At 71.1% G+C, this 14984-nt stretch carries 16 protein-coding genes; 4 read left to right on the top strand and 12 right to left on the bottom strand.

Features of this window, described 5'->3' with window-relative positions; all coding sequences use genetic code 11:
• The first annotated feature begins 88 nt into the window (after positions 1–88).
• Positions 89–1342: an amidohydrolase gene (locus E1181_RS12275; protein WP_132674172.1), complete on the top strand. Its 1254-nt coding sequence runs from the start codon at positions 89–91 to the stop codon at positions 1340–1342.
• Between the two features lie 10 nt (positions 1343–1352).
• Here E1181_RS12275 and E1181_RS12270 read toward each other — a convergent pair whose 3' ends face one another.
• From E1181_RS12270 to E1181_RS12235, 8 genes are all read right to left on the bottom strand, one after another.
• Positions 1353–1688, bottom strand: coding sequence for a hypothetical protein (locus E1181_RS12270; RefSeq protein WP_132674170.1), 336 nt, complete (start codon positions 1686–1688; stop codon positions 1353–1355).
• A gap of 57 nt (positions 1689–1745) precedes the next feature.
• Positions 1746–2600, bottom strand: a complete 855-nt coding sequence (locus tag E1181_RS12265; RefSeq protein ID WP_132674168.1) for a class III extradiol dioxygenase subunit beta — start codon at positions 2598–2600, stop codon at positions 1746–1748.
• Positions 2593–2946 (bottom strand): protocatechuate 4,5-dioxygenase subunit alpha, encoded by a 354-nt coding sequence (gene ligA / locus E1181_RS12260; RefSeq protein WP_132674166.1) that lies wholly within the window; start codon positions 2944–2946, stop codon positions 2593–2595. Before ligA ends, E1181_RS12265 begins: the two co-directional genes overlap by 8 nt.
• On the bottom strand, positions 2943–3224 hold the full coding sequence (locus tag E1181_RS12255; RefSeq protein ID WP_132674164.1) for a muconolactone Delta-isomerase: 282 nt from the start codon (positions 3222–3224) through the stop codon (positions 2943–2945). The genes ligA and E1181_RS12255 overlap by 4 nt, the downstream gene beginning before the upstream one ends.
• Before the next feature lie 11 nt (positions 3225–3235).
• Positions 3236–3946 (bottom strand): alpha/beta hydrolase, encoded by a 711-nt coding sequence (locus tag E1181_RS12250; protein WP_132674162.1) that lies wholly within the window; start codon positions 3944–3946, stop codon positions 3236–3238.
• Positions 3947–4092: 146 nt separating this feature from the next.
• Positions 4093–4761 carry a response regulator gene (locus E1181_RS12245; protein WP_132674262.1) on the bottom strand — a complete coding sequence of 223 codons (669 nt, stop codon included), beginning with the start codon at positions 4759–4761 and terminating at the stop codon, positions 4093–4095.
• Between the two features lie 32 nt (positions 4762–4793).
• Positions 4794–6311 (bottom strand): PAS domain-containing sensor histidine kinase, encoded by a 1518-nt coding sequence (locus E1181_RS12240; protein ID WP_132674160.1) that lies wholly within the window; start codon positions 6309–6311, stop codon positions 4794–4796.
• Positions 6312–6397: 86 nt separating this feature from the next.
• Entirely contained in the window at positions 6398–7702 is a 1305-nt protein-coding gene (locus tag E1181_RS12235; protein ID WP_235876708.1) for an MFS transporter, read from the bottom strand.
• Between the two features lie 291 nt (positions 7703–7993).
• Here E1181_RS12235 and E1181_RS12230 point away from each other — a divergent pair, with 291 nt between their 5' ends.
• Positions 7994–8812 (top strand): DUF1932 domain-containing protein, encoded by an 819-nt coding sequence (locus E1181_RS12230; RefSeq protein ID WP_132674158.1) that lies wholly within the window; start codon positions 7994–7996, stop codon positions 8810–8812.
• Positions 8813–8840: 28 nt separating this feature from the next.
• Here the strand turns inward: E1181_RS12230 and E1181_RS12225 are convergent, their stop codons facing one another.
• Entirely contained in the window at positions 8841–9653 is an 813-nt protein-coding gene (locus E1181_RS12225) for an oxygenase MpaB family protein (protein WP_132674157.1), read from the bottom strand.
• A gap of 84 nt (positions 9654–9737) precedes the next feature.
• On the opposite strand from E1181_RS12225, the gene E1181_RS12220 reads away from it, so the two are divergent.
• Positions 9738–10358 carry a TetR/AcrR family transcriptional regulator gene (locus tag E1181_RS12220; RefSeq protein ID WP_132674156.1) on the top strand — a complete coding sequence of 207 codons (621 nt, stop codon included), beginning with the start codon at positions 9738–9740 and terminating at the stop codon, positions 10356–10358.
• 63 nt (positions 10359–10421) lie between these two features.
• The gene (locus tag E1181_RS12215) at positions 10422–11888 is read left to right on the top strand and encodes a CoA transferase (RefSeq protein WP_132674155.1); all 1467 of its coding nucleotides are present in this window, start codon (positions 10422–10424) and stop codon (positions 11886–11888) included.
• Positions 11889–12014: 126 nt separating this feature from the next.
• On the opposite strand, the gene E1181_RS12210 is transcribed toward E1181_RS12215, so the two are convergent.
• Genes E1181_RS12210 through E1181_RS12200 form a run of 3 tightly spaced genes read right to left on the bottom strand, consistent with a single transcriptional unit; the run spans position 12015 to position 14881 of the window.
• Positions 12015–13325 (bottom strand): TRAP transporter large permease, encoded by a 1311-nt coding sequence (locus E1181_RS12210; RefSeq protein ID WP_207922119.1) that lies wholly within the window; start codon positions 13323–13325, stop codon positions 12015–12017.
• A complete protein-coding gene (locus E1181_RS12205) occupies positions 13322–13864 on the bottom strand; it encodes a TRAP transporter small permease (RefSeq protein WP_132674154.1) in 543 nt (180 codons plus the stop codon). The genes E1181_RS12210 and E1181_RS12205 overlap by 4 nt, the downstream gene beginning before the upstream one ends.
• Before the next feature lie 9 nt (positions 13865–13873).
• Complete coding sequence (locus E1181_RS12200) at positions 13874–14881, bottom strand: TRAP transporter substrate-binding protein (RefSeq protein ID WP_132674153.1); 1008 nt, start codon at positions 14879–14881, stop codon at positions 13874–13876.
• Positions 14882–14984: the final 103 nt, after the last annotated feature.

The raw sequence follows: 14984 nt of genomic DNA, 5'->3' as shown, positions 1-14984 counted from the left end.
GAGGCCGATCCCCCGATGAGACCCCGCGCGCTTCGCCTCGGGCGTGCGAGGTGCGAGGGTGGCTCCGTCGCCCACGGGAGGAGCGGGGATGTCCGGGCTGCTGGCCGGGTTGGAAGACCGCATCGCAGGTGTCCGCGAGCTCTACGAGGACCTGCACCGGAACCCGGAGCTGTCGTTCCAGGAGCAGCGCACCGCCGGGGTCCTGGCGCAGCGCCTGCGGACCGCGGGCTACGAGGTGACCGGCGGGGTCGGCGGGACCGGCGTCGTGGGCGTGCTGCGCAACGGCGACGGGCCGGGCGTGCTGCTGCGGGCGGACATGGACGCGCTGCCCGTCCGCGAGGTCGACCAGGTCCCCTACCGCAGCACGGCCGTCGGCGTCGACGCCGACGGCAACGAGTCCCCGGTGATGCACGCCTGCGGGCACGACGCGCACATGGCGGCCCTGATCGGCGCGGCCGAGCAGCTGGCCGCACGCCGAGATGCCTGGTCGGGAACGGTTCTGGCGGTGTGCCAGCCCGCGGAGGAGGTCGGCGGCGGAGCGCGGGCGATGATCGACGACGGTTTCCTGGACCGCTTCCCCGCCTTCGACGTGGCCCTGGGCCAGCACATCGCCTCGGCCCCGAGCACGCACCTGTACGTGCGGCCCGGGGTGTTCATGGCCGCCGCCGACAGCCTGCAGGTCACGGTGCACGGCCGGGGCGGGCACGGCGCGCAGCCGCAGGCCACGGTCGATCCGATCGTCATCGCCTCCTCGATCGTGCTGCGGTTGCAGACCGTGGTGGCGCGGGAGATCTCCCCCGAGGACGTCGCGGTGGTGACCGTGGCCGCCGTGCACGCGGGCGGCAAGGAGAACGTCATCCCCACCACCGCCGAGCTCAAGCTCAACGTGCGCACCTTCGACCCGGAGGTGCGGGAGACCGTGCTGGCCGCCATCGGCCGCATCGTCCGCCACGAGGCCGCGGCGGCGGGCGCACCCCGCGAACCCGACATCGAGCCGATCAACTCGTTCCCGCTGCTGGTCAACGACGTCGACGCCGCACGCCGGGTTTCCGACGCCTTCGCCGGGGAGTTCGGCGAGGACGTCGTCCACACGCCGCAGGCGAAGGCCGGCAGCGAGGACTTCGGCGCGTTCGGCACCGCGGCCGGGGTGCCGTCGGTGTTCTGGAACTTCGGGGGCTTCGACCCCGCGCTCTACGCGGATCCGGCGAGGCCGAACGCAGCGGTGGCGGCCGGGAAGGCGCCCGGCAACCACTCGCCCGAGTTCGTGCCGACCGGACTGGAACCCACCCTGCTGCGCGCTTCGTCGGCCCTGGTCACCGCGGCCGCGCTCTGGCTCGGCTGATCCGGCGCGATCACGCCTCCGGTTCGGCGGCGCTGCTGTCGTGCCTGGAGCGCACGAAGACGCCGATCGCGAAGCAGGCGATCGCACCGACGACGATGAGCATCACCGCGCCCGGCGCGTGACCGTGCCCCACGTGCTGCACGAAGAAAAGGCCGACCGCGTAGGGCAGGGTGACGGCGATGCCGATCCGCGTCGGCAACCACAGGCCGGCGAAACCGGCGAGGACGCCACCGGTGAGGAACCCGCCGACCGTCGGATCGTCGAACCACACGACGACCAGGAACACCGCCATCAGCACCAGCACACCCGCAGCTCGTGCGAGTGGGCGCTTGATCTCCGCCGACAAGGTACCGCCTCCGGTTCCGGCTGATGTCCACCTTCAGCCGCCCACGGTAGCCGGAGATCAACTCGGCGTGGGGCGGTTCTCGAAGAGCGCCAGCGCGGCGGCGGTGTTGGAGGCCGGGACGTGGTAGGTGTCGTGCACGCGGTGGATGCGCTCGGACAGGGCACCGCGCATGATCAGCCACATGACCAGCTCGAAGCCCTCGGAACCGGCCTCGCGCACGTAGTCGGCGCGGGACAGGCCCGCCAGGTGCTCGGGATCGGTCTCGATCTCGCGCAGGAACATCCGGTCGAACTCGGGGTTGATGAGCCCTGCTCGCGCCCCGGCCAGCTGGTGCGACATCCCGCCGGTGCCGAAGATCGCGACCTCCACCTCCGGCGGGTACGCCCGCAGGGCGCGACCGATCGCCTTGCCGAGGGCGTAGCAGCGGGCGGCCGTGGGTTGCGGGTACTGGATGACGTTGACCAGCAGCGGAACCACCGCGCACGGCCACCGCTCTCCCGGATCGGGGCAGTACACCGACAGCGGGACGGTGCAGCCGTGGTCGACGTCGAGGCTCTGCAGCGCGGTCATGTCGAAGCCGTCGTCGACGAGGCTCTCCAGCAGGTGCAGCGCCAGCTCCGGGGCACCGGCGACCTCGGGCACCGGGCGCGGGCCGAAGCCCTCGTCCGCGACCCGGTAGGACTCGGCGGTGCCGAGGGCGAAGGTCGGCACCACGTCGAGGTCCAGGGCGTTGGCGTGGTCGTTGTAGATCACCAGCGCCACGTCAGGGGTGCGCTCGGCCATCCACTCGCGGGCCGGGCGGTAGCCGTCGAAGAGCGGTTTCCAGTACGGGTCCTGGGTCTTGCCGCCGTCCATGGCGGCGCCGATCGAGGGCACGTGGGAGGTCGCCAGACCCCAGATCACCTCAGCCACCGGTCCTCCCGCCTGCGCGCATCATCGCCACGAACTCCTGCTCGGTCATCCCGGTGAACGCACCGCCGAGGTGCTGCATGGACTTGCCGTCGACCATCGCGAGCTTGAAGACGTAGAAGATGCTGCCGCCCTCCTCGCACAACGCCTGCCAGTCGCGGTCGAGGACGGCGTCCCGCTGGGCGTCGGTGAGGCCGAACTCGTCGCAGTAGCCGCTCTCGTCGGTGAGGAACCGCTGCCGGGCGGCGGGGTCGCGGAAGGACATGAGCATCTTGTTGAGCCGGTACCCGCGCCGCGCTGCGCCCCCGTTGAAGACGAACGTCCCCGGTATGTCGTCCATCTCGGTCATGCGCCGCTCTCCTGCGGGTGGGTGGCCAGGGCTTCGACGGTGACGTCGAGCCACGGCGACAGCGGCAGCGACATCAGCGCCTCGTGCAGCTGCGCGGGGTCGTCGGCTTCGTAGAGCCCGACGGTGGCGTTGCGGCCGGGCACCCGCCACAGGCGCTTGAGGATTCCGCGCTCGCGCAGCTGAATCGCACGGGCACGTTCAGCGGCCTTGAGCTCGGCGCGTCGTTCGTCGGGTGTGTCCGGCGGGAGCCGGTTCTCGGAGCGGACCAGGAATTCCACGGGCTCTCCCGTCAGTTCCGGGCGATGTCGATGAGCGCATCGGCAAGTTCGGCTGGGGCGGTGACCATGGCTTCGTGGCCGGTCTTGAGCTCGTGCACCGGCCAGCCCCTGGCGTGCGCGCGGGCGGCGTGGGCGCGGAAGACCCGCATCCAGTCGACGCATTCGACGAACACCGCGGGCACGTCGGCCTCGGCTCCGGTCAGGCGCAGCGGGTCGGTGTAGGTCTTCCACGGATGCGGGGTGAGCTTCGGGGTGAGCCAGTCGACGTCCTCCGGCTTGCTGACGCCGAGCACCGACAGGGAGCGAGGCGGAACCATCCAGCCGAAACCGTCGCTGATGGCCGATTCGGCCCAGTGGTGGCGCACCTGGTCGGGCAGGAGATCGCCGGCCGCTTCGCCGTCGGTGCCGACGAACGCGTCGAGGTACACCCTGCGCGTCACCACCTCGGGCCTCCGGTCGGCGACGGCGCTGACGATCTGACCTGCGTAGCTGTGCCCGACCAGCACCACGTCGCGCAGCCCGAGCACGTCGAGGTGGCGCACGACGTCCTCGGTGTGGGTGTCCAGCCCGACCTGCGGCGAGAGCAGGTGGGAGCGCTCGGAGAGCCCGGTCAGCGTCGGCGCGTGCACCTCGTGCCCGGCGGCCCGCAGCAGCGGTGCCACCCGGTCCCAGCACCAACCGCCGTGCCACGCCCCGTGCACCAGCACGAAAGTCCCGTCCATGTCCCGGATTTCTCCCCTACCAATCGGATGCCCGCCCTGCCCACGAACCTACGAACCCGCCCGCTCCCGCAGATCCGACCCCTGACGGCACAACACCCGCCGCCGAGCACCGACCGGATCGAGACATCCGTCCCTTCCCAGACCGTTCACGTGGGCGGGGAGACCAGTCCCTCCCGGATGGCGAGGAGGGCCGCTTGCGTCCGGGAGGAGAGCTGGAGCTTGCCGAGGAGGTTGCTGACGTGGGTGCGGGCGGTGCGTTCGCTGATGACCAGGCGCTCGGCGATCTCGCGGTTGCACAGGCCCTGGGCCACCAGGACGAGGATCTCCCGCTCGCGGCTGGTCAGGGAGGTCAGGCCGGTCTTGGGCGCGGCCATGCGGCGGGCGAGCAGGCGGGCCACGGCCGAGTCGAGGTGGACCTCTCCGGTGGCGGCGGCGTGAATGGCGGTGGCGACCTCGTCGGTGTCGGCGTCCTTGAGGACGTACCCGGCGGCACCGGCGGTCAGCGCGGCGTGGACGCGTTCGGCCTCGCCGAAGCTGGTCAGCACCACCACTTTGAGCTCGGGGTGCGACCGGACGATGGCCCGGGTGGCTTCGACGCCGTCCATCCTGGGCATCTGCAGATCCATCAGCACCACGTCGGGCATGCGGGATCCGGTGACGTGCCACTGCGTGAGCCGGGCCACGGCGTCCTGCCCGTCGACCGCCTCACCCAGCATCTCCAGGGTCGGTTCGGCGTCGAGGTAGGCGCGCAGGCCCCGGCGGACGATCGCGTGGTCGTCGACCACCAGCACGCGCACCGCCTCGGTCGCGATCATCTCGATCACCACTCCCTCCCTCGTGGACTTGTTCAGCGGGCCGCCGTGGCGGGCAGGGCGACCTCGACCGCCCATCCCCCACCGGGTTGGCCTCCTGCGACCAGACCGCCGCGCCACCGCTCGGCGCGTTCGCGCATCGACACCAGGCCGAGCTTCTTCCCGCTGCCGGCATCGGCGGTGGTGCCGGTGCCGTCGTCGGTGATGCGCACGGTCACCCCGCCGCCGTCGCGCCCGGAGCGCCCGAACTCGATGTCGGCCCGTCCGGCGCGGGCGTGCTTGACGACGTTGTGCAGCGCCTCCTGGACGATGCGGTAGAGGTCTTCCTCGACGTCGACGCCCAGGTCCAGCTCCAGCCCGTCGTCGGCGTGCACCTCGACGACGAGCCCGCTGCGGGCCTCGATCCCGGCGGCGTAGCTGCGCACGGCGTCGACCAGGCCGCGGTCGGCGAGGTCGAGCGGGTGCAGCTCGAACACGAGCCCGCGCAGGTCGGCCAAGGCGTTGCGCGCCAGTCCCACCATCTCCTCGACGCCCTCGCGCACGTCCGCACCGCCTTCGCGGGTGCGGTCCAGGCGCGAACGCAGCGCGCGGGCCTGCATGCCCATCGAGAACAGCTGCTGCACCACGGAATCGTGCAGGTCGCGGGCGAGCTTCCGGCGCTCCTCCATCTGGGCGCGGGAGCGGGTCTGGGCCAGCAGCGAGGCGGTTTCGATGGCGACCGCCGCGTGGTCGGCCATCGCCGACAGGAACGCCAACGAGCTCGGGCCGGGATCGTCGCCGGGCACGTAGTAGGCGTTGATGACGCCGAGCGCGCTGCCGCGCACCACCAGCGGCATGGACACGAAGCCGTCCCAGTCGGGTTCGCTCATGATCTGCTTGAGCGGCAGCCAGCGCGGATCGTTCATGATCGCCCGCTTGCGGTGCAGCACGACCACGGCCTGCCGCTGTTCGAGGGCGTCGATGAACCGCACGTCGGCGCCGAGCCTCCGGCATTCGCTGAGCCGCTCGGTGAACCCGGTTGTGTCGCCGAACCCGGCCATGCCCACCACGCGCAGTTCGTCGCGCGGGTGCTCGATGGTCATGATCTGCACGGCGGAGATGTTGGCGGTCCTCCACACCTCGCGCGCCACGGCGTCGAGGGTGGCGCTGAGCGATCCGGAGTCGGCGACGCTGGCGGCGGCGCGGGTGATCGCCGAGAGCCGCTCCTGCTCCCGCAGGGTTTCGGTGATGTCGGTGAACCAGACGGCGGCCCGCCCGTCGGGCAGCTCCGAGATCCGGTACTCCAGGCGCTGCCAGCGCCCGTCGCCGCCCTGCCACTCGGTTTGCCTGCGCACGTCCGAGGACGGCTGCGCGCGACCGGCTTCGAACGGCGAGGGGTGCCCGCGCAGCGCTCGTTCACCGAAGCCGAGGATGCGGTGACCGGACGCGTTGACCTCGGCGAAGCGGCCGTCCTCGTCGAGCACGGCCAGCCCGTCGGCGGAGACGTCGACCAGGGCGCGCACGACCGGCTCGGCGGTGGCACCCGCCAGCGGCGCGCGTCCCGGTGGTCGCATGCAGCCTCCTCGCCGTCGCCCACCCTGAATCTAAGGCCCACCGAACGCGCGAGGGCAACCACGCGTCTTCCTGGCGGAAGCCCGATTCAGTCGGCCGGCGCGGGTTTCGCAGCGGTGAGCGCGGTGCGGGTGCGCAGGCCGAGGACGGTGACCAGCGTGACCGCGCACAGCGCCGTCAGGTACAGCGCGAGCGGACCGGACGATCCGGTGGCGGCGTAGAGCGAGGTCGCGACGATGGGTGTCAGGGCGCCGCCGATCATGCCTCCCATCTGGTAGGCGATGGAGATGCCGCTGTAGCGGAAGCGGGCGTCGAACAGCTCGGTGAACAGCCCGCCCTGAGCCCCGGACATGATGCCCTGCACGATCGCGGCGACGAAGAACGCGATCCCGGCCGCGACCCAGTTCCCGGTGTCGACCAGCGCGAACATCGGGAACGGCCAGATCACGGCGGTCAACGCGCCCAGCACGTAGATCTTCTTGGCCCCGTAGCGGTCGGCGGCCACCGCGGCGAACACGATGGCCACGATCCACACCAGCGTCGACAGCAGGATCAGGGTCAGCAGGGTCGGGCGGCTGAACCCGGCGGCCTGGGTGCCGTAATTGAGCATGTAGACGATCACCATGTAGCCGGTGGCCGGCGGGGCGATCGAGGCGAGGCAGGACAGCACGAGGTTGCGGGGTTGGGTGCGCACCAGCTCGCCGAAGGGCATCTTGCTGACGCCCTCCCGCTGCTTGACCTCGGCGAAGTCGTGGGTGTCCTGGAGCCGGGCGCGCACCAGGATGCCCACCACGATCAGCACGATGCTCAGCAGGAACGGGATCCGCCATCCCCAGGTGGTGAAGCTGTCGTCGGGCATGCCGGACACGGCCAGGAACGCGAGGTTGGAGGTCAGCACGCCGATCGGGACGCCGAACTGGGCGAAGCTGCCGTAGAAGGCGCGCTGCCGGGGTTCGGCGTGCTCGGTGGCGATGAGCACCGCGCCGCCCCACTCGCCGCCGACGGCGAGCCCCTGCAGCAGCCGCAGCCCGACCAGCAGCAGCGGCGCACCGAGGCCGATGGCGCCGTAGGTGGGCAGCAGCCCGATGCAGAAGGTGGCGCCTCCGGTGATGACCAGGGTGATGACCAGCATCGACTTCCGGCCGAGCCGGTCGCCGAAGTGGCCGAACAGCGCCGCGCCCAGCGGTCGGGCGATGAAGCCCATGGCGAAGGTCCCGAACGCGGCGATGGTTCCGGCGGCCGGCGAGAACTGCGGGTAGAACAGCGTCCCGAACACCAGCGCGGCCGCGGTGCCGAAGATGTAGTAGTCGTACCACTCGATGGACGTGCCGACGAGGCTCGCGGTGAGGATCGTTCGTCTCGACGGGCCTGCGTTGGTGCCTGACTCTGCCACGGCTGCGCACTCCTTCGGACGCGGATGGGCACGACGGGCGCCCCGGCACTGGCCACGGCGGGCCGCCACCGCCATCCAAGTGCTCGCACCTCCGCGGGACGCGGGTCCGGCGTCGCATCCGATCCGCGCCGCTCGTCCCGGGACGAATACGTCAAATGTCGCTGTAGGGGGACACGACCTCCCATGCGGACCGTTCGGGCGTGAATCCGGGAACACTTCACCGGCCACCGGCTGCCCGACGGGCTATTTTCGGGGTGGATGCGACGGTGGAGCGACCGGAGGTGGCACCGGATGGAGCAGTCGGAGCGGACCGTGATCGGCGTGCTGGGCCTGGGCGAAGCGGGCGGCGCGTTCAGCGCCGATCTGGCGGCGGCGGGCGCGGTGGTGCGCGGCTACGACCCCGCGGTGGCGGCCGGGCCGGACCTCGTCGCGGCCACCAGCGAGTCCGATGCGGCGACCGGCGCGGACCTGGTGCTCAGCGTGAACCGCTCGGCGGTCGCCGTGGAGGCGATGGAGGCCGGAATCGGCTCGCTCCCGCCGGGTTCGGTGTGGGCCGACCTCAACACGGCGTCGCCGGAGAAGAAGAGGCGGCTGGCCGAGATCGCCGACGAGCACGGGGTGCGGTTCGCCGACGTGGCGATCATGGCGCCGGTCCCCGGGCCGAGGCTCCAGGTCCCGCTGCTGGTCAGCGGATCCGGCGCGCCGCGCGCGGCCGAGCTGCTGCGCGGCTTCGGCGCGAACGTCGAGGTGCTCGACGGCCCGGCGGGGCTGGCGGCGACCCGGAAGTTGTTGCGCAGCGTCTACTTCAAGGGGATGGCCGCCTCGATCGTCGAAGCCCTGGAGGCCGCCAGGGCCGCCGGTTTCGAGGACCTGCTGCGGGAGAACATCATCGCGGACTTCACCGCGGCCGGTGAGTCCACTGTGGAGCGCATCATCTCCGGCACCCACCAGCACGCGGTCCGCCGCACCGACGAGATGGCCGCGGCCACCGAGATGCTCACCGACCTCGGCGTCACCCCCACCATGGCCGCCGCCAGCCGAGACCTCCACGCCCACCTCAGCGAGGGCACCGAGACGAACTCCCTCAGCTCGCACCGCCGCGGGTTCTGACACCCCCAGAGCAATCCATAAACAAGCTTTACGCCAACGGCATCCCGCGTCGCATGCGCAGGCGCAGGTCCCACAGGGCGAGGTTGAACGGGAAGCGGCGCAGCGGGCGCGGAGTGCGGCCGAGCACCGCGGCGACGACCTCGATGATGCGGTCGAAGCGGGCCTGGTCGCGGGCCGTCCAGGACAGGCGCATCTCCTCGCGGAACCTCGGCGGCAGGAAGCCGGTGGTCAGGAACAGGTTGAAGGGACCGAACGCGGCGCCGAGCGGTTTCGGCAGGAACTTCAACGCGGCCACGTCGTGCAGGAGCTCGCGCACGGTGTCGTCGATGTGGACCTCGGCGAGCTGGGCGTTCCAGTACCGGTCGAACTCGGCGCGGTCGGCGGGCCACATGTCCTCCCGCACCTGCAGCGTCGTGCCCAGCGGAGCCGAGAAGCGGTAGATCTCGTCGAGCTCGTCGGGATCGGAGATGTCGCGGAACAGGCGGTGGACGTCCTCGATCCCCTTGTACATGCAGGCCGCGACCCACAGCTGCAGCTCCGGGTCGAAGGCGTTGTAGGACACCGGACTCCGCTCGGTGGAGCGGACCCGGGCGTGCTGCGCGTTCACCGCGCGCCGGTACGCCCGGCGTTCCTCGTCGGTGCCGAGGGTGGCCACCGCGATGTAGGTGATCGTGGTGCGGGTGCGCTTGACCGGGCGCTTGAACAGGTTTCCGCTGTCGACGCGGCTCTCCACCACGCCGTACCCGACGCCGGGACGGCTGAGCTGCATGATCACGTTCGCCGCTCCGGCCAGCAGGCCGGCTCCCATGACCGAGTCCTCCACGCCGCTGCTGCGCCGCATCGCACGACCTCCACCGCCAGATCTGGGAACGGTCGTTGTCAAATCCATGAGACGAGTCGCGTTGCGAGATGTCAAGATGGTTGGGTGGCCACCACTCCTCTGCGCGTCTACGGCGGCGTGACGGGTTCGGACCGCCAGGCCGAGCGTCGCGCCATGTTCATCGATGCCGGGCTGGAACTCCTCGGTTCCCCCGACGGCGATCCGAGCCTGACGGTGCGCGGGGTCTGCAGGCAGGCGGGACTGGCCAACCGCTACTTCTACGAGAGCTTCACCGACCGCGACGAGCTGGCGACCGCCGTCTACGACCACGTCGTCAACGAGATCGCCACCACCGCGCTGGACGCGGTGACCGTCGTCGACGAGCCCGAGCGGAAGGTGCGCTGCGGCCTGACGACGATCGTGCGGCTCATCGCCGACGATCCGCGTCGCGGCCGGTTGCTGTTCTCCCCATTCCTGGCGGGCACGCCGCTGGCGCACCGGCGGACCGAGTCGACGCGGCTGTTCACCCAGCTGATGGGCACGCAGGCGCGCCAGGTCTACGGGGTGCAGGGCGGTGCCCGGCTGGAGCTGCTGTCGAGCTTCCTGGTCGGCGGTCTGGCCCAGACGCTCACCGCGTGGCTCGACGGCGGGCTGAACGCGTCGGAGTCCGAGATTGTCGAGTGGTGCAGCGAGATCTTCCTGGCCATCTCCGAGTTTCCGCAGTAACCGGCAGTCCCCGCCGACCACCGCGGCGACCGCCGGTGGTCACGTCCCAGACGGGAGCGAATCGTGACGCTGACCGACCGGATCGCCAAAGCCGTGGCCGCACCCCGCACCGACGACGACTTCGACGCCCACGCCGAGTTGACCGAGGTCCTGGCCGGGATCGGAATGAGCCCGGCCGACACCGGAGGGCAGGTGCGGTTCCTGGGCGCGGACCCGGTCGTGCCGAGCACGCTTCGGCTGGGTGGCGCCGCCGCGATCACCCTCGCGGCCAAGTCCGCGGCGATCGCGCGGTTGTGGCGGCTGCGCGGCGGCGAGGGGCAGGACATCGAGGTCGACCTGCGCACCGCGCCGCACCGGTTGTGCCCGTTCTACGACCGCAAGTGGGAGCTGCTCAACGGCTATCCCGGCGCCGGAGATTCCAACCAGGCCTTCGGTTTCCGCTTCTACCCCACCGCCGATGACCGCTGGGTGATGCCGCTCAACCCGTACCCGAAGATCAAGGCCGGTGCGCAGCGGCTGCTCGGCGTGCCGGAGGACTCCGAGGCGGTGGCGGCGGCCATCGGCCGGTGGAACGCCCGCGATCTCGAAGAGGCCGGGGCCGAGGCCGGTGTCGTGATGCCGATGCTGCGCAGCGCCGAGGAAGTCCTCGCCGAACCGCAGCACACCGAGCACTTCGCCGACATGCCGCTGGTGGAGATCGAGCGCATCGGCGATGCGGAACCCGAAGCCCTGGCGCCGGGCGTCGAACAGCCGCTGTCGGGCGTCCGGGCGCTGGGCATGGGGCACGTCATCGCCGGGGCCGGGACGGGTCGGGCGCTCGCGCTGCACGGCGCGGACGTGCTGAACCTGTGGCGGCCGGGCGAGTTCGAGCACGAGGGCGCCTACATGAGCGCCAACGTGGGCGTGCGCTCAGCGACGATCGATCCCCGGAAGCACCGCGACGAGGTCGCCGAACTGCTGGCCGGTGCGGACGTCTTCTACGCCAACCGGCGTCCCGGCTACCTCGACGAGATCGGGCTGTCGCCCGCCGAGGCCGCCCAGCTGCGGCCCGGGATCGTGCACGCGACCACCACGCTCAACGGCGAGCGCGGACCGTGGGCCGACCGGGTGGGTTTCGACCAGACCGCGGGCAGCCTGGTCGGGATGATGAACCTGGAGGGCGACGGCACCAGGCCGATGCTCCCGCCGATCCTGGTGGTCAACGACTACATCGTGTCCTGGCTTCTCACCGCGGGGATCACCGCGGCCCTGACGCGACGCGCCACCGAAGGCGGCAGCTGGCGGGTCCACGTCTCGCTGACCCGCGCCGCCCTGTGGATCCTGAGCCTCGGGGTCTTCGACCGCTCCTACGCCTTCGACATCGCCGGACGCGGCGAGCAGCACGCGTACCTGGACCCCGAGACCTTCACCGCGGACACGCCGCTGGGCCACTACCAGGGCGTCACGGACCAGGTCCGCATGACGGCCACCCCGGGCCACTACCGCCACGTCCTCCTCCCCCGAGGTTCCAGCCGCCCGCAGTGGCTCTGACCACGGGCACCTGTCTCGCTCATCCGGGGCAGTGGGCGGTTCGGGTCCGAAGTGACCGGGCGAAGTGGACGTCGTTCGTGGACGGTTCGGACCAGAACCAAGGCCGTGGCCTCGGGTGAGACCTGGCTAGGTCATGACGCTCGGCAGGTAGGTGGCCGTTCCGGGGACGGCGATCATCAGCAGGATCAGGGCGAACTCGATCACCAGGTAGGGGGCGATACCTCGGAAGATGTCGCCGAGGTCGAGCTCCGGGACCACCGACTTCATCGTGTAGAGGTTCAGCCCGACCGGCGGGGTGATCACCGCCATCTCCAGGTTCACCACCAGCAGCACGCCGAACCACAGCGGGTCGAAGCCGAGCTCCTCGATGGCCGGGACCAGGATCGGCGTCACCACCAGCAGCAGCGACGCGGCGTCCACCAGGCAGCCCAGCAGGATCAGCACCAGCATGATCCCGATCAGCACCACGTAGGGGTGCACGTCCAGGCCCACCACGAAATCGGTGAGCGCCTCGGGAACCCGTGCCACGACCAGCATCTGGGTGAACACGAACGCCGAGCCGACGATGGCCAGCATCGCCGCCGACACGGTGGCCGTCGAGGCGAAGATGAGCTTGAGGTTCTGCCACCCCAGCTTCCGGTACACCAGCCCGGTCATCGCGAACGCCAGCAGCGCGCCGATCGCCGCGGCCTCGGTGGGCGTGGCGAACCCGGTGTAGATCGAGCCGAGCACCATCGCGATGAGCACCAGCGCCGGCGTGATCTTGCCGATGGCCGCCCAGCGCTCCCGCCAGCTGAACCGCTCGCCGTCGCGGGGCGCGCTGTCGGGGTTGAGCTTCGCGCGCACCACGACGTAGCCGATCATCAGCGCGGCGAGCAGCAGACCGGGCACGATGCCGCCGGCGAACAGCGCGGCGACGCTCTCGCCGGTCACCGAGGCGTAGAGGATGAACATCAGGCTCGGCGGGATGAGCATCGCCAGCGCGCCGGACGCCGCCACCGAACCGGCGGCGAAACCCGGCTTGTAGCCGCGCGAGAGCATCTCGGGCACGGCCATCCGCCCGATCAGCGCCACCGAGGAGATGCTGACCCCCGACATCGCGCCGAACAGCGTCGAGGACGCGATGGCCGAAGCGCCGAGCCCGCCCGGCACGCGGGTGAACCAGCGGTGCGCGGCTCCGAACAGGTCGCGTCCGAGTCCGGTGACGGCCAGCGCTTCGCCGAGCAGGATGTACAGCGGTGCCGCGACCAGCGCGTACTCCTGCAGCTGGGCGCCCATCGCCAGCGGCACCAGCGTCAACCCGCCGAATCCGGACAGGCACAGCAGCCCGCCGATGCCGGAGACCGACAGGGCGATGAAGATCGGTGTCCGCACCGCGATCAGCACCAGCAGCAGCACGACCGCCAGCACCACGATGAGCCCGTGGGAGAGGATCACGCGTTCGCTCCGTCCTGTGCGGTGTCGGCGCCCGCGGCGCCCGCGGCGGTCGCGGCGAGCTCCGGTTCGGCGTGCGGCGGGAACAGCAGCGCCACGAGCAGCAGGAACGCTCCGGCCGCGCCGAGGATGAGGTCCGGTATCCACAGTGGAACGCTGAACGTGCCGGAACCGGTGAGCCCGTGGCCGTAGGACAGCACCATGGACCGGAAGCCGGTGACGGCCAGCACCAGTCCGAGCAGCGCGGCCGCGGTCGTCGTCACCGCGTCGGCGACCTTGCGCAACGTCGGCGGCAGCGAGCGGTGCACGAGGTCCATCGAGATGTGGTGGCCGGTGGCGTACAGGTGCGGAACGGCCAGCACCGTCACGGCCAGCACCGCGCTGGAGTTGAGCGGGTAGGCCCAGTCGGTGGGCGCGCGGAAGGCGTAGCGGGCGATGACGTCGTAGCTGATGGACAGCATCATCAGCCCGACGGTGATCATGGCCAGCACCGCCATGGACCGGGTGCCGATCAGCACGATGCGGCGGAGGTGGTTCAGCATCGTCGCTCCTCAGGCGTCGCGGATGAGCTGGAGCGCCCGGTGCGCGGCGGCCGGGTCGCCCAGCAGGGCGCGCCAGCGTTCGTGCACCGCCGACACGGCGTCGCGGAAGGGCCGCAGCCGCGCCTCGTCGAGCTCGATGAGTTCGACGCCGGCATCGCGCACGGCGGGCAGGTACTCGTGCTCGTGGACGTCGACGAGCTTCGCGGTGCCGTCGCGGAAGAGCACCCGTCCGGCTTCGTCGAGCGCGTGGCGCTGTCGCGGCGCGAGCGCCTCGTACCAGTCGTTGCGGCAGTAGGCGTCCACGGTGTACGCGCCGAAGTGGGCGGCGGTGCCGTAGCGCAGGATCTCCTGCAGGTCGCGGGAGACCACGGTGCCGAGGTAGCTCATCATCCCGTCGATCGTGCCGCGCTCCAGCGCCTGGTAGAGCTCGGCGGATCCGAGGAAGACCGGTGCTCCGCCGAGCGCCTTGACGGTCTCGCCCTCGATCTCACCGGCGACCCGCAGCCGCAGCCCGCGCACGTCCTCGGGTGTGCGGATGGGCTTGTCGATGGTCCAGAGGTATTCGAACCCGGTGGCCATGCCGCCGAGCATCCGCATGTTCTGGCCGATCAGCCCCTGGTTGATCAGCCGGGACACCTCGCTGTCGGGGTCGCAGGCGCGCAGGTAGCGGTCGAAGTCCTCGGTGGTGAAGGGCAGTTCCAGCGATCCGAGGATCGGGAAGCTGGAGGACACGTACGAGCTGGTCTGCAGGACCACGTCGGCGACGCCGTGCAGCATCCCGGGGACGAGCTCCTCGGCGCCGAGCAGCTGCCCGGAGGGGAACACGTCGAAGTCGAAACCGCCGAGCTCGCGGGCTCTTCCGAGGAACATCTCCACGCCCGGGTAGAGATCGTCGTAGGACGTGGTCAGGTAGGTGGCGACCACCGGCCGGTGCGTGCCGGGTGCGCAGCCCGCGACCCCGGCGAGAACGCCCAGTCCGGCCGCGGCGAGGAAGCTCCGCCTCGGCACCGGGTTCATCGAGCCCTCCCCGAAAGTCGGGGCGGCACTTCGGACTCCGGGTCGTTCACCGGCGAACTCCCTTCACGCACGAGCCGCCGGAGGTTCGCACCGCGAACGCGGT

The sequence above is a fragment of the Saccharopolyspora terrae genome, from assembly GCF_004348435.1.
Taxonomy (GTDB): Bacteria; Actinomycetota; Actinomycetes; order Mycobacteriales; family Pseudonocardiaceae; genus Saccharopolyspora; species Saccharopolyspora endophytica.
This window is presented reverse-complemented; position numbering and strand designations above follow the sequence as displayed.